Annotated in this window: 22 protein-coding genes and 1 pseudogene; 7 read left to right on the top strand and 16 right to left on the bottom strand. The window is 71.3% G+C overall.

All coding sequences use genetic code 11. From position 1 onward, the window contains the following. Positions 1-784, bottom strand: a pseudogene (locus QZV97_RS16695) (PCRF domain-containing protein); the annotation flags it as partial. 77 nt (positions 785-861) lie between these two features. Then, the gene (locus tag QZV97_RS16690; RefSeq protein ID WP_295645028.1) at positions 862-1785 is read right to left on the bottom strand and encodes an alpha/beta hydrolase; all 924 of its coding nucleotides are present in this window, start codon (positions 1783-1785) and stop codon (positions 862-864) included. A 57-nt stretch (positions 1786-1842) separates the two neighbouring features. On the opposite strand from QZV97_RS16690, the gene QZV97_RS16685 reads away from it, so the two are divergent. Then, a complete protein-coding gene (locus QZV97_RS16685) occupies positions 1843-2346 on the top strand; it encodes a GNAT family N-acetyltransferase (protein WP_295645025.1) in 504 nt (167 codons plus the stop codon). Between the two features lie 7 nt (positions 2347-2353). Here QZV97_RS16685 and QZV97_RS16680 read toward each other — a convergent pair whose 3' ends face one another. From QZV97_RS16680 to QZV97_RS16670, 3 genes are read right to left on the bottom strand one after another with little or no spacing between them, the layout of a single operon-like run. Further along, complete coding sequence (locus QZV97_RS16680) at positions 2354-3124, bottom strand: 2OG-Fe dioxygenase family protein (protein WP_295645022.1); 771 nt, start codon at positions 3122-3124, stop codon at positions 2354-2356. A gap of 7 nt (positions 3125-3131) precedes the next feature. Next, on the bottom strand, positions 3132-3569 hold the full coding sequence (locus tag QZV97_RS16675; protein WP_295645018.1) for a DUF3717 domain-containing protein: 438 nt from the start codon (positions 3567-3569) through the stop codon (positions 3132-3134). A gap of 23 nt (positions 3570-3592) precedes the next feature. Next, on the bottom strand, positions 3593-4918 hold the full coding sequence (locus QZV97_RS16670; RefSeq protein WP_295645015.1) for a tryptophan--tRNA ligase: 1326 nt from the start codon (positions 4916-4918) through the stop codon (positions 3593-3595). A 73-nt stretch (positions 4919-4991) separates the two neighbouring features. Here QZV97_RS16670 and purN point away from each other — a divergent pair, with 73 nt between their 5' ends. Next, positions 4992-5627 (top strand): phosphoribosylglycinamide formyltransferase, encoded by a 636-nt coding sequence (gene purN, locus QZV97_RS16665; RefSeq protein WP_295645013.1) that lies wholly within the window; start codon positions 4992-4994, stop codon positions 5625-5627. A 5-nt stretch (positions 5628-5632) separates the two neighbouring features. Here purN and QZV97_RS16660 read toward each other — a convergent pair whose 3' ends face one another. From QZV97_RS16660 to QZV97_RS16640, 5 genes are all read right to left on the bottom strand, one after another. Then, positions 5633-6541 carry a delta(1)-pyrroline-2-carboxylate reductase family protein gene (locus QZV97_RS16660; protein ID WP_295645010.1) on the bottom strand — a complete coding sequence of 303 codons (909 nt, stop codon included), beginning with the start codon at positions 6539-6541 and terminating at the stop codon, positions 5633-5635. 3 nt (positions 6542-6544) lie between these two features. After that, positions 6545-6979 (bottom strand): universal stress protein, encoded by a 435-nt coding sequence (locus QZV97_RS16655; protein ID WP_295645007.1) that lies wholly within the window; start codon positions 6977-6979, stop codon positions 6545-6547. Between the two features lie 108 nt (positions 6980-7087). Continuing rightward, complete coding sequence (locus QZV97_RS16650) at positions 7088-7954, bottom strand: sulfurtransferase (protein WP_295645004.1); 867 nt, start codon at positions 7952-7954, stop codon at positions 7088-7090. Then, positions 7954-8850 (bottom strand): DMT family transporter, encoded by an 897-nt coding sequence (locus QZV97_RS16645; RefSeq protein WP_295645001.1) that lies wholly within the window; start codon positions 8848-8850, stop codon positions 7954-7956. Before QZV97_RS16645 ends, QZV97_RS16650 begins: the two co-directional genes overlap by 1 nt. 72 nt (positions 8851-8922) lie before the next feature. After that, positions 8923-10056 carry an aromatic ring-hydroxylating dioxygenase subunit alpha gene (locus QZV97_RS16640; protein WP_295644998.1) on the bottom strand — a complete coding sequence of 378 codons (1134 nt, stop codon included), beginning with the start codon at positions 10054-10056 and terminating at the stop codon, positions 8923-8925. A 189-nt stretch (positions 10057-10245) separates the two neighbouring features. Here QZV97_RS16640 and QZV97_RS16635 point away from each other — a divergent pair, with 189 nt between their 5' ends. The 5 genes from QZV97_RS16635 (at position 10246) to QZV97_RS16615 (ending at position 14616) form a co-directional block, all read left to right on the top strand. Further along, complete coding sequence (locus QZV97_RS16635) at positions 10246-10497, top strand: exodeoxyribonuclease VII small subunit (RefSeq protein WP_295644995.1); 252 nt, start codon at positions 10246-10248, stop codon at positions 10495-10497. Next, positions 10494-11387, top strand: a complete 894-nt coding sequence (locus QZV97_RS16630) for a polyprenyl synthetase family protein (protein WP_295644992.1) — start codon at positions 10494-10496, stop codon at positions 11385-11387. The genes QZV97_RS16635 and QZV97_RS16630 overlap by 4 nt, the downstream gene beginning before the upstream one ends. Then, the gene (gene dxs, locus QZV97_RS16625; RefSeq protein ID WP_295645034.1) at positions 11387-13285 is read left to right on the top strand and encodes a 1-deoxy-D-xylulose-5-phosphate synthase; all 1899 of its coding nucleotides are present in this window, start codon (positions 11387-11389) and stop codon (positions 13283-13285) included. The genes QZV97_RS16630 and dxs overlap by 1 nt, the downstream gene beginning before the upstream one ends. 255 nt (positions 13286-13540) lie before the next feature. After that, positions 13541-14359 carry a GTP cyclohydrolase FolE2 gene (gene folE2 / locus QZV97_RS16620; RefSeq protein WP_295644989.1) on the top strand — a complete coding sequence of 273 codons (819 nt, stop codon included), beginning with the start codon at positions 13541-13543 and terminating at the stop codon, positions 14357-14359. Between the two features lie 92 nt (positions 14360-14451). Beyond that, the gene (locus QZV97_RS16615) at positions 14452-14616 is read left to right on the top strand and encodes a hypothetical protein (protein WP_295644986.1); all 165 of its coding nucleotides are present in this window, start codon (positions 14452-14454) and stop codon (positions 14614-14616) included. Positions 14617-14620: 4 nt separating this feature from the next. Here QZV97_RS16615 and QZV97_RS16610 read toward each other — a convergent pair whose 3' ends face one another. The 6 genes from QZV97_RS16610 to QZV97_RS16585 all read right to left on the bottom strand — a co-directional run. Then, positions 14621-15292 carry an HAD-IB family hydrolase gene (locus QZV97_RS16610; protein ID WP_295644983.1) on the bottom strand — a complete coding sequence of 224 codons (672 nt, stop codon included), beginning with the start codon at positions 15290-15292 and terminating at the stop codon, positions 14621-14623. Between the two features lie 14 nt (positions 15293-15306). Then, entirely contained in the window at positions 15307-17154 is a 1848-nt protein-coding gene (pabB, locus tag QZV97_RS16605; protein ID WP_295644980.1) for an aminodeoxychorismate synthase component I, read from the bottom strand. 74 nt (positions 17155-17228) lie between these two features. Further along, entirely contained in the window at positions 17229-17762 is a 534-nt protein-coding gene (fae, locus tag QZV97_RS16600; RefSeq protein ID WP_295644977.1) for a formaldehyde-activating enzyme, read from the bottom strand. A gap of 92 nt (positions 17763-17854) precedes the next feature. Continuing rightward, positions 17855-18667: a formylmethanofuran dehydrogenase subunit C gene (locus QZV97_RS16595; RefSeq protein ID WP_295644974.1), complete on the bottom strand. Its 813-nt coding sequence runs from the start codon at positions 18665-18667 to the stop codon at positions 17855-17857. Continuing rightward, a complete protein-coding gene (gene fhcD / locus QZV97_RS16590) occupies positions 18664-19596 on the bottom strand; it encodes a formylmethanofuran--tetrahydromethanopterin N-formyltransferase (RefSeq protein WP_295645031.1) in 933 nt (310 codons plus the stop codon). The genes QZV97_RS16595 and fhcD overlap by 4 nt, the downstream gene beginning before the upstream one ends. A gap of 5 nt (positions 19597-19601) precedes the next feature. Further along, positions 19602-20594, bottom strand: a 993-nt coding sequence (locus QZV97_RS16585) for a formylmethanofuran dehydrogenase subunit A (protein ID WP_295644971.1), incomplete at its 5' end; no start/stop codon positions are given.

Genomic DNA, 20594 nt, shown 5'->3' with positions numbered 1-20594 from the left:
CGAGTCGGTCTTGTTGATGTGCTGGCCGCCGGCGCCGCTGGCGCGGAAGGTGTCGGTGCGCACGTCGGCCGGGTTGATCTCGATTTCGATCGAGTCGTCGACCTCGGGGTAGACGAACACGCTCGCGAACGAGGTGTGGCGGCCGCCGGACGAGTCGAACGGGCTCTTGCGCACGAGCCGGTGCACGCCGGTCTCGGTGCGCAGGTGGCCGAAGGCGTAGTCGCCGTCGATCTTGAGCGTGGCGCTGCGGATGCCGGCGACGTCGCCCTCGGTCTCTTCCAGCACCTCGACCTTGAAGTCCTTGCGCTCGCAGTAGCGCAGGTACTGGCGCAGCAGCATCTGCGCCCAGTCGCAGGCCTCGGTGCCGCCGGCGCCGGCCTGGATGTCCAGGAAGCAGGGCAGCGGATCGGCCGGGTTGTTGAACATGCGGCGGAACTCGAGCTGTTCCACCTGCGCGGCCAGGCCCGCGGTCTCGGCCTCGATCGCGCGCAGGCCGTCGACGTCGCCGTCGTCCTTGCTCATCTCGTAGAGCTCGGTGTTGTCGGCGAGGTTGCGCTCCAGCGAGGCGATGGTCTCGACCACCGCTTCCAGCGACTTCTTCTCCCGGCCCAGGCCCTGGGCGTTCTTCGGGTCGTTCCAGACCGTCGGATCCTCGAGCGCGGCGTTGACCTCGCTCAGGCGGCGCGACTTCTCATCGAAGTCAAAGATACCTCCGGAGGTCGGCCGTGCGCTGGCTCAGGTCCGAGAGCTGCGCACCGAGGGCGTTGATGTGTTCGATGTCCATGGCGGTTCCTTCGTGTTCGTGGGGCTGGCGTCGGGCGCCGGCCGAAGCCGCAATTTTCACACGCGGCGCCGGAACGCTCAGGGGGCGTCCAGGAAGCGCTCGATGTGCGCGGCCAGCACCTGCGGCTGGTCGTGATGCAGCATGTGTCCGGCGGCGTCGATCATGATCTTCTCGACGCGGGGCACGGCCTTCAGCCGCTCCTCGAACTCGCCCAGCGGGTAGCGGTCGCCCCAGTACTTGGCGACGTCGGTCTCGCGGCCCTGGACCCACAGCATCGGCGCCGCGATGCGCGCCCAGCAGGCCAGCACTTCCTCGACGCGGTAGAGCACCGGGTTGGCCCGCCTGTGCGCCGGGTCGCCCTGGATGAGCCAGCGGCCGCTCGCCTCGTCGAGTCGCGCCCAGTGCGGCGCCAGCCAGGCCGCGCGATCAGGCGGCAGGCGCGGGTTGTTCTGACGCAGCCGCGCGGCCACCTCGTCCAGCGAGGCGTAGTCGCGCAGGCGCTGCGGGGTCTTCAGCTCGTCGAGCCAGCTTGCGTAGCGCTTGGGCGCCTGCGTCGGCCGGGACTGCGGCAGGCCGAAACCCTCGAGGTTGACCAGGCGGCGGATGCGCTCGGGCCGCACGCCGGCGTAGATCGTGACGACGTTGCCGCCCATGCTGTGACCGAGCAGGTCCACCGGCTGCGCGGGCGAGAGTTGGTCGACCAGCGCGTCGAGGTCGCCCAGGTAGTCGGCGAACCAGTAGGCGTCGGTGCCGGGCGGCGGCTCGCTGCGGCCGAAGCCTCGCCAGTCGGCGGCGACCACGTGGCGGTCGGCGGCCAGCGCGTCGACGACGAACTGGAAGGACGCGCCGACATCCATCCAGCCGTGCATCAGCAGCAGCGTCGGCCGCTTGGGCGTGGCCAGCGAGGCATCGCCCCAGACGTGCGCGTGGTAGCGCAGGCCGCGCACGTCGAAGAACTCGGACCGTGCCGTGCGGCGGGCGATGTAGGCGGGCGCATCCATCGCCGCACTGTAGCGAGGCGAGCGTCCGGCGGCGGTCGCCGCGGAGACAATCCCGCGATGAGCACTGCCTTCACCCTGCGCGCCGCCGAGCCGCGCGACCTGGACGACCTGGTGCGGCTGATCGCCGCGCTGGCCGACTACGAGAAGCTGACCCACCTGCTCGAAGTGACGCCCGAGAAGCTGCACCCGCAGCTGTTCGGCGAGCGGCCGGCGGCCGAGGCGCTGGTGGCCGAACTGGACGACGGTCGCGAGGGTCGTCGCGTGGTGGGCTTCGCGCTCTTCTTCACCAACTTCTCGACCTTCCTGTGCAAGCCCGGGCTCTACCTCGAGGACCTGTTCGTGCTGCCCGGGCAGCGCGGCCTGGGCATCGGCAAGGCGCTGCTGCAGCGCCTGGGCGCGCTGGCGGTCGAGCGTGGCTGCGGCCGCTTCGAGTGGAGCGTGCTCGACTGGAACGAGCCGGCGATCCGCTTCTACGAGGCGATGGGCGCCAGCGTGCTGCCCGACTGGCGCATCTGCCGCGTCACCGGCGATGCGCTGCAGCGCATCGCGCGGCGCGACTGAGGCGGCCTCAGATCGTCGTGGCGGCTTCGCCGGGCGACTGGAAGCCGCCGGCGCGGTAGGTCAGCACCAGCGTGTCGCGCCAGCCCGGGGCGTTGGCGTCGTCGGGCAGGATGGGCGTGCTCTCGTGGATCACGCGCTCGTCGTCGAGCAGCAGCGCGGTCCAGGGCTCGTGCAGCGTGAAGCGCACGCCGTCGGGCCCGTCGGCCTCGAAGATGCGCGTCTCGCCGCCGCGCACGCCCTCGCGGCCGACGAAGACCACCGCGACGAAGTCGACGCCGTCGCGGTGCGCGCCCTCGGGCGTGGGGCGGCCCACGCCGCCCTCGGTGTCGATGCGGAAGGGATGGGCCTCGATGTACCAGCGGCCGTCGGCCGGTGCGCGGACCTTGGCGAACAGCGCGCCCAGGTCGAACAGCAGCGCGCTCCAGGCCGGCAGCAGCACCAGGCCGGTGGCCAGGGGTTCGAACCAGCGCTCCATGCCGCCGTGCAGCGCGTTGTAGGTCGTCGGCTGCCAGTGCATGCGGTGCGGCACCGCCTCGAGCTGCGGCGGATCCAGGCTCTGGATGAAGCAGCCGTGGCGCCGGTAGCGGTAGTGGCCGCCATCCTTGAGGTGCTGGTCGGCCGCCAGGTCGTCCCAGTAGGGCAGCATGTCGTCGAAGTGTTCGATCGGCTGGCCGGTCAGCGTTTCGACCGCACTCGGCGTCAGCACGCAGAAGCCCTGGGCACGCAGCCGCTGGATCGCCGTGGTGCGGCCGAGCGGCAACTGGATGTCGACGTGCATCGCAGGCTCAGGCGGCAGGCGGCTCGGCGGGCACGGGCTTGCCCTGCAGCGCGCGCTCGGCGTAGCGGTTGAAGCGCCACGCCGTGCCTTCCATCGTGATGCGGCGCCACACCGCGCGCTTCTCGGCCGGGCTCATCGCCGGCCAGTGCTGCACCTCGCCCTCGGTGCGGCCGCAGCCCTTGCAGACGGCGTCGCCCTGGCTGGTGGAGCAGATCGCGATGCAGGGCGCGTCCGGCGTGCCGGCGTACCAGGCGAGCCACGCGGCCTTGGCCTGGGGCGGCATCGAGGCGTCGTCGCACTCGCTTTCGCGGTAGTACACCAGCAGCGCGTAGACCTCGGCCAGCGCCCGCACCTCGGCGCAGGCGGTGATGCCGTCGGGCGAGGGCGAGCGCTCGCGCCACCAGTTGATGGCGGACTCGATGTCGGTGATGTGGATGCCGGCCATGGCCGAGGCGCTGGCGTCGCGGCTCAGTCCTGCGACGCGACCAGCGCGGCCAGCGCGTCCTCGACCGCGGCGCGGTCCACGCCGTCGGCCAGCGCCACCGGTGCGGCGTCGAGCGCGGTCGCCCCCTCGGTCTTCAGGCGCTTGACCCAGCCGCCGGCCTCGCGCGCATCGGCCAGGCCGCGGCTCTGCAGCAGCAGTTCACCGTTGGCGGCCGCCAGCTTGAAGAAGAAACGACCGTCGGTCTCGCGATACTGCTTGAAGACCGGTAGCGCGGGCTTGATAACGACTGAGGGAGCATGGCCCTGAAGGTGGAGCGCGCCAGACGCCGGTGTCGCCAGCATCGGCCGCAGCCCGACCGCCCGGCGCAGCTGCTCGAGAAACGGCTTGGCCACCGCGCGCGCCTTGCTGGCGCCCGCCTGCAGGGCGTCCTCGATCTGCTCGGGATGACTCATCAGCTGCGCGTAGCGCGCGCGCATCGGGGCCACCTCGGCCTCGACCAGCGTCGTGAGCTTCTGCTTGGCTTCGCCCCAGCCGAGGCCGGCCCGCAACTCGTCGCGAAATGCCACGCGTTGCGCCGGGGTGGCGAAGGCGTCGTACAACGCGACAAGCGTCGTCCCCTCGGGCTCCTTGGGCTCGCCGGGCAGGCGCGAGTCGGTGACGATGCGGGCGATCGCGTCCTTCAGCCCTTCCGCGCCGCCGTCGAACAGCGGCACGATGTTGTCGTAGCTCTTGGACATCTTGCGGCCGTCCAGACCCGGCAGCATGGCGACGGCTTCTTCGACCTGCGCCTCGGGCAGCACGAAGAGGTCGCTGCGCTGGCCGAAGAGATGGTTGAAGCGCTGCGCCACGTCACGCGCCATCTCGATGTGCTGGACCTGGTCGCGGCCGACGGGAACCCGGTGGGCATTGAACATCAGGATGTCGGCCGCCATCAGGATGGGGTAGCTGTACAGCCCCATGGAGATGCCGGCGTCCGGGTCCTCACCGGCTGCGACGTTGGCGTCCAGTGCGGCCTTGTAGGCGTGGGCCCGATTCATCTGCCCCTTCGCGGTGACGCAGGTCAGCAGCCAGGTCAGCTCGGGAATCTCGGGAATGTCGCTCTGGCGGTAGAAGGCCACGCGCTGCGTGTCCAGACCGCAGGCGAGGAAGGTGGCCGCGATCTCCAGGCGCGAGCGCTCGATCCGGTCGGGGTCCTCGCACTTGATCAGCGCGTGGTAGTCGGCCAGGAAGAAGAAACTCTGCACGCCGGGCTCGAGGCTGGCCGCGATGGCGGGGCGGATCGCCCCGACGTAGTTGCCGAGGTGGGGAGTCCCGGTGGTGGTGATGCCGGTGAGGACGCGTAGTTTCATGGGGCGCTCGTCGCAGGGACGGGGAGGCCGGAACGGCAGGCGATTCTAGAGGCGGGGCCTACACTGCGGGCCCATGAAACGCATCGTCGTGCTGATCTCCGGCCGCGGCTCCAACCTGCCGTCGATCGCCGAGGCCTGCGCGCGCGAGCAGTGGCCGGCGCAGCTGGTCGCGGTCATCAGCAACCGCCCCGAGGCGGCTGGCCTGCAGGTCGCGGCGGCGGCCGGGATCGCCACCCAGGCGCTGGACCACCGCGCGTTCGCCGGGCGCGAGGCCTTCGACGCCGCACTGGCCGAGGCCATCGATGCGCACGCGCCCGACCTGGTCGTGCTGGCCGGCTTCATGCGCATCCTGACGCCGGGCTTCGTCGAGCGCTATGCCGGGCGGCTGATCAACATCCATCCGTCGCTGCTGCCGGCCTTCCCGGGCCTGCACACGCACCGGCGTGCGCTCGAGGCGGGCTGCAAGCTGGCCGGCGCCACCGTGCACTACGTGACGCCCGAGCTCGACTACGGGCCGATCATCGCCCAGGCCGCCGTGCCGGTGCGTGCCGACGACACCGAGGCGACCCTCGCGGCGCGCGTGCTCGATGCCGAGCGACGCCTCTATCCGCTGGCGCTGGGCTGGGCGGTGAACGACGCGCTGCGCGTCGAGAACGGCCTGGTGCGGCAGCGCGACGGGCAGGCGCAATGGCTGGTGTTCGGCGCTTGATCTGATCAGCCCGTCGCCGGCAGTGCCAGCCGCGCCGCCGCGAGGTCCCAGCCGGCCCATCCGCAGCTCTTGAAGAGCACCGGCCCCTCGCGGCTCGGTGCGCAGCGGCCGTTGACCACATCGGCCAGCGTCGCGAGCCGCTCGACCGCGATGCCGGCCTGCAGCAGGTCGCCGGCCTCGTGCGTCGCATCGGCCGTGTCGACGACGATGCGACCCCGCGCCTGCACGTGCTGCACCAGCGCCGGCGCCAGCTCGCACATCGCCGGCGTGAACGCGCCCACCGCGGCGACGAAGGCGTCGTCGCGCGGTGCGGCATGCAGCACCACGGCGCGTGCCGGCGTGCAGGTGACGACCAGCGGGCAGTCGGGCAGTGCGGCATCCGCGTCGGCGACGACGCTGGCCTGGGCGCCCAGCGCCCGCGCGCGCGCCGCCAGGGCCTCGGCACCGGCGGTGCTGCGCGAGGCGATCAGGACCTCGCGCACGCCCAGGCCGTCGACGAAGGCCTCGACGTGCGCGCGTCCCTGCACGCCGGCGCCGATCACCAGCAGCGGTCCGTCCGGCTGCGGCGCCAGCAGGCGCGCCGCCAGCAGCGACACCGCCGCCGTGCGGCGCGCGGTCACGGTCGGGCCGTCCAGCACCAGCCGGCGCGTGCCGGTCGCGACGTCGAAGACGACCACGTCGCCCTGGATCGTGGGCCGTCCGGTGCCGGCATTCGCCGGCGTGAAGCTGATGAGCTTGGCGATCGCGACGCGCGCATCGAAGGCCGGCATCACGAAGAGGTGGCTGCCGCCCGGCAGCTCGGGCACCAGGCGCGGCGGCACCTGCACCGCCGGGTCGCGCAGCAGCAGACCGATCTCGGCCGCCAGGGCGGCGCAGGGAAGGCGGGCCGCAGTGGCGTCGGCGTCCAGCAGCATCGGTCAGCGGACCACCAGCACCGGCAGCGTGGTGTGGATCAGCACCCGCTGCGTCTCGCTGCCCAGCAGCAGCGCGCTCATGCCGCGGCGGCCGTGCGAGGCCATCACGATCAGGTCGCAGCCGCGCGCCTTGGCGTGGTCGACGATGGCCTGCCAGGGGTGCAGGGCCTCGACGGTGGTGGCCGGGCAGTCGAGCCCGGCCTCGCGGCAGGTGGCGACGACCTGGTCGACGCGCTGGCGGGCGATGCGCTCCTGGGCCTCGAAGTACTCCTGCGGCGCAATCGGCTGGATCTCGCTGATCGCGCTGTACGGGAACGGGTCCTTGACGGACATCGTCTCGACCTGCGCGCCCAGCGACCGGGCGAGCGTGATCGCGGTGGCGACGGCCTTGGCGGTGATGTCGCTGCCGTCGGTGGGGACGAGGATGCGCTGGTACATGGCCGGTCTCCGTCAGGGCGCCGCGCGGTCGCGGCGGGATGGGACTAGCCTGCGCCGCGGGCGTCGCGCGGTCAAGTGATCCAGGTCAAGCGCGCGGTGGTTTCCTCGTCAGCCGCGCGCGACGGGCCGCGCCGGGTCGGCGCACCACTCGCTCCAGGAGCCCGGGTAGAGCACGGAACCCGGCAGCCCGGCGGCTTCCATCGCCAGCAGGTTGTGGCAGGCGGTGACGCCCGAGCCGCACTGGTGGACGACCTCGCCCGGCGGCCGGCCCGCCAGCAGCGGCTCGAAGGCTGCACGCAATGCGTCCCGCGCGAGGAAGCGCCCCTGGGCGTCGAGGTTGTCCTTGAACGGGCGGTTCAGGGCGCCGGGGATGTGGCCGGCGACCGGGTCGAGCGGCTCGACCTCGCCGCGGAAGCGCTCGGGCGCGCGCGCGTCGAGCAGGCGCACGCCGCCCAGCGAGGCCTGCAGCGCGGCGGCGTCGATCGTGGGCATCATGGCGTCGTCGGCGACTGCATAGACGGTGCCGGCGGTTGCCGCGGGTGCGGCGTCATCGAGCGCACCGCCGGCCGCCTGCCACGCGGCCACGCCGCCATCGAGCACCGCGACCTCGCGATGGCCCATCCAGCGCAGCATCCACCAGGCGCGGGCGGCGTAGACGCCGCCCTGGCGGTCGTAGAGGACGACCGCGCTGGACGGCGTGATCCCGAGCCGCCCGAGCGTCAGCGCAAAGGCTGCGGGCGTCGGCAGCGGATGGCGGCCGCGGAAGCGACCGTCGGCCGGCGGCGCATGGTCGGCCAGGTCGCGGTCGAGGTGCAGGTAGTGCGCACCGGGCAGGTGGCCCGCAGCGTGGCTGCGTTCGCCGGCGGCGGGGTCGGTCAGGTCGAACGAGGTCTCGACCAGCAGCGTCGGGGTGCCATCGGCGAGGCGGCGGCGCAGCGCCTCGGCGCCGATCAAGGGGGTGGGCAGGGCGGTCATCAGCTCTCCAGGGTCGAGGTGGTGGCGTCCTTCGGGGCGCTGAAGCTGCGCAGTTGCGTGGCCGCGAGACCGGCGACGACGACGAGCACCATGCCGGCCAGCGCCATCGGCGTGACCGGGTCGTCGAACAGCAGCACGCCGAACACGAAGGAGTAGGCGATGCCGAGGTACTGCAGGCTCGCGTTGACCAGCGGCCGGCCGGTCGCGTAGGCGCGCGTCATCAGCAGCTGCGCCGTCGTGGCCAGCACGCCGACGGCCAGCAGCATCGCGACGCCGAAGAGCGTGTGCTCGCGGTGCATGCCACCGCTGAAGGGCAGCGCCGCGAGGCCGGCGACGACGCTGCCGAGCGAGAAGTAGAAGACGACGCGCGGCTCGGGTTCGCCCACGCGCCCCAGCGCCGTCACCTGCAGGTAGGCCATCGCGGCCAGCATGCCCGACAGCAGGCCGAGCAGGCCGTGCCAGAGCTGGTCGCGCTCCATCGTCGGGCGCAGGATCAGCGCGACGCCGACGAAGCCGATCAGCACCGTCGCCACCAGCCGACCGTCGATCGCCGAGCGGCCGAGCATGATCGCGCCGCCGATCAGGAACAGCGCCATCCACACCGACGACATGTAGTTGAGCGTCATCGCGGTGGCCAGCGGCAGGCCGCCGATGGCGTAGAACCACAGCCCGAGCGCGGTGACGCCGACCACCGAGCGCCACAGGTGCATCGCCGGCACCGGCGTGCGCAGCGGGACGCCGCGCGAGCGCAGCAGCGCCGCCATCGCCAGTGCACCGACCACGCCGCGATAGAACACGATCTCGGCGGTGGCGTAGTGCGCCGAGGCGTACTTGACGCACACGCTCATCGCCGCGAACAGCAGCGTTGCCAGCACCATCAGCAACGGAGCGGACATGTCGCGGTGAGCAGTGAATCGTGATCGGTGATCGGTGGGCGCCCGTGCGCGGCGACGGCTGCCGATCACCACTCACCGATCACTGATCGCCATCCTGCGCTGGTACCACTCGTGGAAGTGCTGCATGCCGTCTTCCATCGGGCTCTGGTAGGGGCCGGCCTCGTCGTCGCCGCGCCGCCACAGCGCCTCGCGGCCGGCGTCCATGCGCAGCGCGATCTCGTCGTCCTCGACGCAGGTCTCCATGTAGGCGGCCTGCTGGGCCTCGACGAACTCGCGCTCGAAGCCGGCGATCTCCTCGGGGTAGAAGAACTCGACGACGTTGAGCGTCTTGCGCGGCCCCTGCGGCACCAGCGTCGACACCACCAGCACATGCGGGTACCACTCCAGCATCACGGTCGGGTGGTAGGTCAGCCAGATCGCGCCGTGGCGCGGCGGCTTGCCGCCGCGGAAGTTGAGCAGGGCCTCGTGCCAGCGGCGGTAGACGTCGGAGCCGGGCTTGCCCAGCGCCTCGCCGGCGTGCCTGGCGACGCCCACGGTCTGCAGCGAGAACTCGCGCCCCATCTGCCAGCGCAGGTCGTCGGTGGCGACGAAGTTGCCCAGGCCGGGATGGAAGGGGCCGACGTGGTAGTCCTCGAGGTAGACCTCGATGAAGCTCTTCCAGTTGTAGTCGCACTGGTGCAGGTGCACGCGGTCGAACACGTAGCCGGAGAAGTCGAACTCGGGCGGCAGGGTCAGGCCGGACAGGTCGGCCGCGACGTCGCGGCGGCCCGGCCCGCCCTCGAACAGCAGGCCGTTCCAGGACTGCACGGGATAGTTGTTGAGGTGCAGGCAGGGATCGTCGGGGAAGTGCGGTGCGCCGACCAGCTGGCCGGACAGGTCGTAGGTCCAGCGGTGCAGCGGGCACACGATGTGGCTGCCGGCGTTGCCGCGGCCGCGCAGCATCACCGCCTGGCGGTGCCGGCAGACGTTGGAGATCAGCTCGATGCCCTGGGCCGTCCGCACCAGCGCGCGACCTTCGCCCTCCTGCGGCAACGCGAAGTGGTCGCCGATCTCGGGCACCGACAAGGCATGCCCGAGATAGCGCGGGCCGGGCTGGATGACCAGCGCCTGCTCGCGGCGGTACACGGCCTCGTCGAAATAGCTCGACACCGGCAGCTGCGCGTGGCTGCGCTCGAGGACTTCGCGGGTGATGCTGAGGTCGGACATGGTCCCCAAGGCCTGCAGGAAACCGATGGAGGGCGAGGGGCGCGATTCTAGCGGCGTCCTTCCTTTGGGGGTTGTCCTTCCCCGGAGGCGTCGCTCCAATCGGGCGCACATCCCGCGCTGCACAAATGCTGACACCCGACGGGGGCGCTTGACGACGCGCTGACTACAATTCCTTTTTTCACGCGATTCATGGCCAAGCAAGCACCTGCTACCGGGAACACGCCCGAAGCCGAGCCCGCCAGCTACGAGGCGGCGCTGGCCGAGCTCGAGCAGCTGGTCGCTGCCATGGAGGGCGGCCAGTTGCCGCTCGACCGCCTGCTCGCCGGCTATCGCCGCGGCGCCGTGCTGCTGGGCTACTGCCGCAACCAGCTCGAAGCGGTGGAGCAGCAGGTCCAGGTCCTCGAGGCCGGCCAGCTCAAGCCCTGGGTCGGTCCCTCATGAAGCGCGACGAGTTCGACAGCTGGTCGCGCGAACGGCTCGCCGTCGTCGAGGCGGCGCTCGACCGCTGGGTGCCGGCCGAGGCGCCCGCCGGGCTGGCCGAATCCATGCGCTACGGCGTGCTCGACGGCGGCAAGCGCCTGCGGCCGCTGCTGGTCCTGTCGGCGGCCGAGGCGGTCGGCGCCCACGACAGCGAGGCGGCCCTGCGTGCGGCCTGTGCCGTCGAACTGATCCACGCCTACTCGCTGATCCACGACGACATGCCGTGCATGGACGACGACGTCCTGCGCCGCGGCAAGCCGACTGTCCACGTGCAGTTCGGTGAGGCCCAGGCGATGCTGGCCGGCGACGCCATGCAGGCGCTGGCCTTCGAGGTCCTGACGCCCGACGATGACAGCGTGCCGCTGGTCCTGCAGGCGCGGCTGTGCGGCCTGCTGGCGCGCGCGGCCGGACAGCACGGCATGGCCGGTGGCCAGGCGATCGACCTCGCCAGCGTCGGTCGCCCGCTCGACGAGCAGGCGTTGTGCGACATGCACCGCCGCAAGACCGGCGCCCTGCTGCAGGCCAGCGTGATGATGGGTGCAGCCTGCGGCGACACCACGGCGGTCGCGCGAGACGCGCTCAGCGAATACGGCGCCGCCCTCGGCCTGGCCTTCCAGGTGGTCGACGACATCCTCGACGCGACCCAGGCGTCCGACACCCTGGGCAAGACCGCCGGCAAGGATGCCGACAACAACAAGCCCACCTACGTGACCGTGCTCGGCCTCGAAGCCGCGCAGCGTCGCGCCCAGGCCCTGCGCGAGCAGGCCCAGGCCGCGCTGGCGCGCAGCGGGCTGCACAATGCAGCCTGGCTGAGCCTGCTGGCCGACAAGGTCGTCGAGCGCGACAGCTGATCCCGATGAAGTCCTATCCCCTGCTTTCGACCATCGACACGCCGGCCGACCTGCGCCGGCTGTCGCGCGCCGAGCTCAAGCAACTGGCCGGCGAACTGCGCGACCACGTGCTGACCAGCGTGTCGCAGACCGGCGGGCACCTCTCCAGCAACCTGGGCACGGTCGAGCTGACGGTCGCGCTGCACGGCGTCTTCGACACGCCACAAGACCGCCTGGTCTGGGACGTCGGCCACCAGACCTATCCGCACAAGATCCTGACCGGCCGGCGTGATCGCATGGGCAGCCTGCGTCAGCTGGGCGGCATCAGCGGTTTCCCGCGCCGCGACGAGAGCGAGTACGACACCTTCGGCACGGCCCACTCGTCGACGTCGATCTCGGCGGCGCTGGGCATGGCGCTGGCCGCCAAGATCAAGGGCGAGGAACGCCGCACCGTGGCCATCATCGGCGACGGCGCGATGACCGCCGGCATGGCCTTCGAGGCCCTCAACAACGCCGGCGTGGCCGGCGCCAACATGCTGGTGGTGCTGAACGACAACGACATGTCGATCAGCCCGCCGGTCGGCGCGCTCAACAAGTACCTGGCGCGCCTGATGAGCGGCAAGTTCTACGACGCCGCGCGCGAGGGCGCGAAGACGGTGCTGAAGAACGCGCCGCCGCTGTTCGAGCTGGCGCGGCGCTTCGAGGAACACGCCAAGGGCATGGTCGTGCCGGGCACCATCTTCGAGGAGTTCGGCTTCACCTACGTCGGCCCGATCGACGGGCACGACCTCGATGCGCTGATCCCGACGCTCGAGAACCTGCGCGACCGCAAGGGCCCGCAGTTCCTGCACGTCGTCACCAAGAAGGGCTACGGCTACAAGCTCGCCGAAGCCGACCCGGTGGCCTACCACGGGCCGAGCAAGTTCAACCCGGCCGAAGGCATCAAGAAGCCCGCGACGCCGCCCAAGATCACTTTCACGCAGGTGTTCGGCCAGTGGCTGTGCGACATGGCGGCCCAGGACGAGCGCCTCGTCGGCATCACGCCGGCGATGCGCGAGGGCTCGGGCATGGTCGAGTTCGAGCAGCGCTTCCCGAAGCGCTACTTCGATGTCGGCATCGCCGAGCAGCACGCCGTCACCTTCGCCGGCGGCCTGGCCTGCGAGGGCATGAAGCCGGTGGTCGCGATCTACTCGACCTTCCTGCAGCGCGGCTACGACCAGCTGATCCACGACGTCGCGATCCAGAACCTGCCGGTGGTCTTTGCGCTCGACCGGGCCGGCCTCGTCGGTGCCGACGGCGCCACCCACGCCGGCGCCTACGACATCGCCTACATCCGCTGCATTCCCAACTGCAGCCTGATCGCGCCGGCCGACGAGAACGAATGCCGCCAGGCCCTGACCAGCGCCTTCGAGCAGAGTCATCCGGTCGCGGTGCGCTATCCGCGCGGCGCCGGCATCGGCGCGGCCATCGATCCCGGGCTGCAGGCCCTGCCCTGGGGTCGCGGCGAGCTGCGGCGCGAAGGGCGCTCGCGCCGCATCGCGATCCTGGCCTTCGGGACGCTGCTGTATCCCGCGCTGGCGGCCGGCGAGCGGCTCGACGCCACCGTGGCCAACATGCGCTTCGTCAAGCCGCTCGACACCGACCTGCTGCTGCAGCTGGCGCGCAGCCACGAAGCGCTGGTGACGGTCGAGGAAGGCTGCCTGCCGGGCGGTGCCGGGAGTGCCGTGCTCGAGGCCCTGCAGGCGGCCGGCGTGAGCATCCCGGTGCTGACCCTCGGCCTGCCCGACAGCTTCGTCGAGCACGGCGACCCGGCCAAGCTGCTGTCCATGCTGGGCCTGGATGCGGCGGGCATCGAACAGAGCATCCTCAAGCGCTTCGGCGGCAAGCTCGAGCTGGTGAGGCCGGCGATCAACGGCTAGGCGATGACCGAAGCCTCGGTCGCGCCGGCCGTTGCGCAGCAAGGCACGCGCGGTCTCCGCCATCGCTGGAGCGGGGGCTAGGCGATGACCGAAGCCTCGGTCGCGCCGGCCGTTGCGCAGCAAGGCACGCGCGGTCCGGGCCTCCCCGGAGTCGGGGACCCCGGAACCCTTGCCGCAGCGCGGAAAGCCGCCAGCTGTCATCCTCGCGACTGAACACCGAGAATGGCGGGTGCAAGATGCCCGTCACCCGCCTCCATGAACGACATGACCCACCCCGCCACCGCCGCCAGCCTGCTGCACATCCCGGACACGCAGAGCGCCCGCGACGAGCGTCACCTGGCGATCCAGCGGGTCGGCGTGAAGTCGGTGCGCTACCCGCTGACCGTGCGGGTCGGCGAGACCGTCGCACCGACGGTCGCGACCTGGAGTCTCGACGTGGCGCTGCCCGCCGAGCAGAAGGGCACCCACATGTCGCGCTTCGTGGCGTGGCTGGAAGCGCTCAATGCCGACGGCCGGCCGCTCGACGCGGCGCGGCTGCGCACCGAGCTGGCCGCGATGCTGGAGAAGCTGCACGCCGTCGAAGGCCGGATCGAGGCGCACTTTCCCTTCTTCATCCGCAAGCACGCGCCGGTCTCCGGCGTGGCCAGCCTGCTGGACTACGAAGGCGCGTGGATCGCCGAGCGGCGCGACGGTGTCGGCACGATCTGGTGCGAGGTGGTGGTGCCGGTCAAGAGCCTGTGCCCCTGCTCGAAGGAGATCTCGGACTACGGGGCGCACAACCAGCGCTCGCACGTGACCATCCGCGCCGAGCTGAAGGCGGAACTTGGCTTCGACGCCCTGGTGCGCTTCGCCGAGGAGTCGGCCTCCAGCGAGATCTGGGGCCTGCTCAAGCGTCCCGACGAGAAGTGGATCACCGAGCGCGCCTACGAGAACCCGAAGTTCGTCGAGGACCTGGTGCGCGACGTGGCGCTGCGCCTCAACGCCGAGCCGGGCATCGGGCGCTACCGCGTCGAGGTCGAGAACTTCGAGAGCATCCACAACCACAGCGCCTTCGCGGTGATCGAACGCGGGTGAGGCGGCTCCCGCGCCTCGGGGGCCCACCCGAAGCGCGGGGTTGCCGGGCCGCAGGGGCAGCGCGACCATGAAGGAAATCACGCGACGACCTCATGGACGCCCCCATCCCGCCCAAGCCGACCCCGCTGCCCCAGCTGGCGGCCTTCGACTCCAACCAGGCGGCCTGGAAGGCGCTCGTCGACGAGCTGACGCTGCTCAACGTCAAGCTCGAGTACCTGAAGCTGATGCTCAAGCTGCGCGCGCGGCAGCCGCAGTAGTCGCTCAGGCCGCCGGCCCGTCGAGCATCCTCACGGCCCAGCCCTCGCGCTCGGCCAGCTCGCGCAAGCGCGGGTCCGGGCGCACCGCCACCGGCACGCTCACGGCACGCAGCAGCGGCAGGTCGCCGCTCGAATCGCTGTAGAACCAGCTGCGCTCGAGCCCATCGAGCGACAGGTCCTGCAGCCGCAGCCAGTCCCTGACCCGCGTCAGCTTGTGTTCACCGACGCAAGGCTGGCCGGCGATATCGCCGGTCAGGCGCCCGTGCGAATCGGCCAGCGCCTCGCTCGCCAGCACCTCGTCGATGCCGAAGGCCGCGGCGTAGCGCTCCGCGATGAAGCGCGGCGTCGCCGTCACCAGGCAGCACAGGTCGCCGTCGTCGCGATGCCGGTCGACCAGCGCGCGCGCCGCGGCCGGCAGCGAGGCCGGCAGGTCGACGGCGAACTCGGCCAGCCAGGCGTCGAGATCGGCGCGCGCGACCTCGCGCAGCGGCAGGAGCAAGGCGCGCTGCAAGGCCCGCACGTCGACCTGGCCTTCGACATAGCCGCGGCAGCGGTCGAGGTAGACGTCGGCGGTCTCGGGCGGCAGTCGCTCGTGCGACGCCAGGAAGCGCAACCAGGCCATGCCGCTGTCGAAGGGGATCAGCGTGTGATCCAGGTCGAAGAGCGCGAGCCGCACGCCGTCCCCCGGGCTCAGGCCAGTCGCGCGGGCAGGGCACCGCGCAGCGCATTGCAGACGACGATCGCCTCGGCACGCAGCAGCTCGGCGCGCGTCAGCGAGCGCTCCGTCGCGGCCCAGGCCGGGTCTTCCAGCAGCAGGCCGCGCATCACGCCGGGCAGGGCGCCGTCGGCGAGCGGCGGCGTGAACCAGCGGCCGTCCAGGCGGACGAAGACGTTGCTGCGGCCGCCCTCGACCAGCCACCCGTCGGGCGTGAAGAACAGGCTGTCGAAGGCCCCGCTCGCCTCGGCGGCGCGCAGGCCGGCGTCGTACTCGGCGCGCAGCGTCGACTTGTGCGCGGACAGCGGGCGCGCGGCCGGCAGCGGCCGCGGTTCGATGCGCAGGCCGACCGGGCCGTCGGGCAGCGGCGCGAGCGGCTGCACGATCAGGTCGAAGCGGCCGCTGCGGGCAAGGCCGAGCCGCAGGCGGTGCGGTGCGTCAGGGGCGAGTCGGCCGACCTCGAGCTGGATCGCCTCGCGCATCTCGATCTCGTCGCAGACGAAGCCGAGAGTCGCCGCGCTGCGGCCCAGTCGCGCGAGGTGTCGGTCGAGATGGCGCACGCCGGCCTCGCGCATCGCATGCATCGTCTCGAAGATCGCGAAGCCCGGGTCCAGGCCGGTGAGGAAGCGGCCCTTGAGCTGGCACTCGGCGTACTCGTCCTCGGCCACGCTGTCGAGCACGATGCCGGCGCCAATGCCCAGCCGGCCCGCGCGCAGGCCGTCCCGCTCGGGGCCGAGCGTCAGCGTGCGGATCGCGACGGACAGGCAGAAGTCGCCGAGCGATCCGGCCTGGGTCGGCGCATCCATCCAGCCGATCGCGCCGCAGTACAGGCCGCGCGGGGTCGATTCGAGGCCCGCGATCAGGTCCATCGTGTGGTACTTCGGTGCGCCGGTGATCGACCCGCAGGGAAAGATCGCGCGCAGCAGCTCGGGCATGCCGAGACCTGCCTTCGCCTCGGCCTCGACGGTCGAGGTCATCTGGAACACCGTCGCGTGCGACTCGACGTCGAAGAGCCCCGGCACCCGCACCGAGCCGACCGTCGCGATCCGCCCCAGGTCGTTGCGCAGCAGGTCCACGATCATCAGGTTCTCGGCGCGGTTCTTGGTGTCCAGGTGCAGATGGCGTGCGGTCTCGCTGTCGCCTTCCATCACCGCGCGGCGCGGCGCCGTGCCCTTCATCGGCCTGGCGGTGAGCCGGCCGGCCGCGTGGCGCACGAAGAGCTCGGGCGAACAGGACAGCACATGGGTCGGCGCCTGCGCGTCGGACGACGGCGGCAGCGCGACGAAGGCGCCGTAGGGCACCGGCTGGCGCGCGCGCAGCCGCCGGTACAGCGAGACCGGCGCGCCGTGCGCGGCGAAGTCGAGCCGGTAGGTGTAGTTGACCTGGTAGGTCTCGCCGGCGCGGATGGCCTCGTGGATGCGGCCGATCGCCGCATGGAACTCGTCGCGGGTGACGCTGGCCTGCACGTCCAGCACGCCGGCGGGCCGCGGCTCGGCGCTGTCGTCCTGCCGGGCGAGCCAGCGGTCGGCGTCGTCGCGCGACAGGAAGCGCAGCTCGCGGAACAGCAGCACTCTCAGCGCGGCCGCTTCGTCACCGGGCCGGCGACCGGCGCCCAGCAGCTTGCTGCCCCATTCGTAGTCGATCAGCAGCAGCGCGTGCAGGCCGAGCTTCTGGTCCGCCTCGACCTCCGCCCAGAAAGCATCGAGCGCCGCCGGATCGATGCAGCGGCGCTCGTGGGCGTAGGCCGTGTAGAGCCGGCTCGTCGGATGCTCGGCGCTCGCGGCGCGGTCGTCGAGGAGGGCGAAGACCGGTGTTGTGTTCATGCGGCGTCGAATGAGGCCGAGTCCGCGGGTGCCTTGCTTCGCAACGGCTGCCGCGACCGCGCGTCGAACGAGGCCTAGCTCCAATCATCCATGTCGTGCTTGATCTTGTTGCGGTTCGCAATGAGTTCGTCGATCGACGGCTCGTTGTTCAGCGCGCGCTTGATCGCCAGCTTGGTCGCCTCGTAGTTGGTGCGGTACATGTCCTTCTTGTCGAGGTTCGGGTCCTTGGCGCAGCGCGGGTCGATCCAGACCAGGCTGACGATGCACAGCTCGTCGACCTTGTCCTTCGGGATCACGCCCTCGATCACGCTGTCCAGCACCGCGTCGGCGGTGGCCGACTGGACCACGCCGCCGAACAGGTCGATGTTGGCGCTGTCCTTGAGCGTCACCTTGGGCACCGTCATCGTCGCCGGGCGGACCAGCTGGTTGCAGGCGCGGATCGCGAACATGGCGGTGTGGCCCTTGCTCTGGGCCATCATGTTCGCGAAGGCGGCGCCCACGGGCCCGTCGGTGCGGCCGATCAGGATCTCGGGCATCGCGTCGGTGAACTGGCCGTCGGCGGCGAGGACGGTGGCTTCGCCGGCATGGAAGGTGTAGGTCTTGCTCATGGTGGTGGGTCGAGTGATGGAAATGTGAAATTCCGTTCGCACTGAGCTTGTCGAAGTGCCGCGCAGGGCTTCGACAGGCTCAGCCCGAACGGTCAGGGACTCAGGATCAGCAACTCGCCCTTGCCGCCGGCGGCCAGGTCGCCGACATGGCGCCAGGCGCAGCGCGGGCCCAGCGTCGCGAACACGCCGCCGTGGCGTGCCAGGTCGCGCGCCAGCAGCTGCCAGAACACACCGATGTTCACGTTGGTCGCGGCGAAGGTCGGCGGCACCGTGGGCGCCGGGCCCAGCGCCAGCAGCGTGCCGCGCCGCATGCCGTAGCCCGGGTGCGCGCCAAGGCGGCCGCCCACCGCGATCGTGCCGGCGACCATGCGCGAGGCGCAGAAGTCGCCCGCATCGCCGAACACCAGCGCCGTGCCGCGCCGCATGCGGTCGCCGAAGCGCTGGCCCGCGCTGCCGCGCACGAGCAGCGTGCCGCCGCGCATGCCGTCCATGCTGCCGGGCAGGCCGCTGGCCGCGCAGTCGCCGGCGTCGCCGCCGATCTCGAGCCGGCCGCCCGACATCTCGCAGGCAGCCAGCATCCCGGCGTTGCCGGTGGCGTGAACCTCGCCAGCACTCATGCCGGCGCCGAGGTAGTCGCCCGTCGTACCTTCGATGCGGATCGTGCCGCCAGCCAGCTGCCAGCCGATGCGGTCGAAGCGCGACAGATCGCCTTCGAGACGCAGTTCGCCGTCGGTGTGCGGTGCGATGGTGAACAGGTCGCCGAGGGCGACCGCTTCATTGCCGTGATGAACGACGTGCTTGCCGACCGCGGCGGCGCTCGAATCGGCGAAGGCGGCAGGCGACAGCGAGCGCAGGTCAACCCGCAACGCCGGCTGCGACTTCAGCGTGAGCTTCCAGCCGCTCATTGCGCCGCTCCCTTCGCGTCGGGAACCAGCTTGTGCAGGTGATACAGGAAGGGCCCGAGCTTGCCGCCGTAGTTGCCCGCGCCGATGCGCTTCAGGCCGGAGCCGGCGCCCAGGGCGATCGCGGCCTCGAGTCCCGCGCGCATGGCCGCGGCCACGTCGGCGTCGGTCAGGCCGTCGATGACGATCTCCATCACGCTGCCGATGTCGGGGCTCAGGTCCGACTGCTTCGCCAGCTCGCGCAGGCTGGGGCAGTAAGCGTCGTTGGTCGACGCGCCCAGCGTCGGGTACCTGGAGCCGACCTTCGATCCCGAGCGCACCACGCCGCCGGGGAAGGGCATGATGATGTTGGGCACCTGCTTCATCGCCGCGACGGCCGCTTCGGCGGCGCGCAGCGCGCTCGCGGTGTCGGTCGCCAGCAGCAGCAGGTTGCCGCCGCCCACCGCCTTGGTCGTGACCCAGGTCGTCTCCTGCGCGACGAACTCGCCATCCATCACCGGCACGCGCCAGTAGCGCTGACCCGCGATCATCTTGCTCTGCTGCCAGCCGTCGCCGAAGAAGCGCAGGTTCTTGCCGAGCGCGATCGGATCGGTGCCTTGCGGCGGCAGGAGCCCGGCATAGACCGCCGTGGTCGGGCAGGTCAGCACGCACTGGCCGACGCGCTTCTCGACCTGCTTGGCCAGTTCCTTGCCGCTCATCGAGAAGATCAGGAGGCTGATGCCGGGCCGGCCGTCGGGCGTCTCCTCGGGTGACAGCTCGCGCTCGATGCCGGCCTCGCAGCCGCAGGCGATCACCGAGGTCGCGAAGCCGGTGGTCGCGACCGCAGCATGGCGCGCCCAGGTCATGTCGTGCGCGGTGACGATCAGCCGCGTGCCCTTCATCGGAAAGGCCTCGGCGAAGCTGTCGTCGATGGTGATGCCGTTGAGTTCCATCGTCGTCAGTTCGCGCTGGTCTCGAAGCACGCCGCCGGCAGCAAGCGCCCGCCGTTGCAGCAGCGGCATAACTCGTCGTGGCCGATCACCAGGTGGCGCGGCGCGACGGCCAGGTGCTCGTTTGCATACTTGCCGATCAGCTTCTCGATGCCGCGGTCGAAGGCCGGCTCGACGAAGTGGGTGCCTCCCGTCGGCGTCGCGGTGATGACGCCCCGGCGAGCGACCTGCACGCCGTCCTTGAACACGTGCTCGGGCGCGGTGAACATCGTTTCTCGGTTGGCGTCCTCGCGGTAGATCGCGATGTCGGCCGCCGCGCCTGTGCCGAGGTGGCCGCGGTCCTTCAGGCCCAGCAGCCGGGCCGGGCCGGCGCGGGTCATGATCGCGATCTCGTTGAGGCTCAGCTCGCGCTGGATCGAGCCGAGCGAGCTCATCGCCACCGCGTCCGGATTGAGCTTCGCCATCTGCTCGTCGCGGAAGCTCTTGTCCATCAGCAGCCGGATCAGGTGCGGGTAGCTGGTGAAGGGCGCGCCGTTCGGGTGGTCGGTGGTCATCACCACGCGCCAGGGGTCGTCGACCAGCAGGAAGATCTCCAGCCCGATCAGCCACTGCAGCGCGTTGACGAAGCTCTGCTCGCGGTACTTGAAGGGCACGACGCCGCAGCCGGCGTCGCACTCGATGTCGGCGCCGACCCACTTGCGCGGCGTGCCGAGGTCCGCGTTGGCGTGCTGGCGCATCGTGTCGCCGCTGGCGGTGACGGTCTGTCCGAACAGGATCTGGCCGACGTCGAGGCTGATGTTCCTGTTCGCATTGACCGCCTCGGCCAGCCGGCGCGCGGCCGACGAGAACTTCTTCGGCCCCTCGGTCCCGTAGGCGTGGAACTGGATGTGGGTCAGGTGGGCGGGCAGGCCTTCCAGCGCCTCGATGGTGGCGAGCGTGGACTCGATGTTGCCGGCCACGCCGAGGTTGCTGCCGTGGATGTGCAGCGGGTGCGGCACGCC

Source organism: uncultured Methylibium sp. (genome assembly GCF_902826655.1).
Taxonomy (GTDB): Bacteria; Pseudomonadota; Gammaproteobacteria; order Burkholderiales; family Burkholderiaceae_C; genus Methylibium.
Note: the sequence above shows the minus strand (reverse complement) of the source record. Positions and strands in the feature narration are given on the sequence as shown.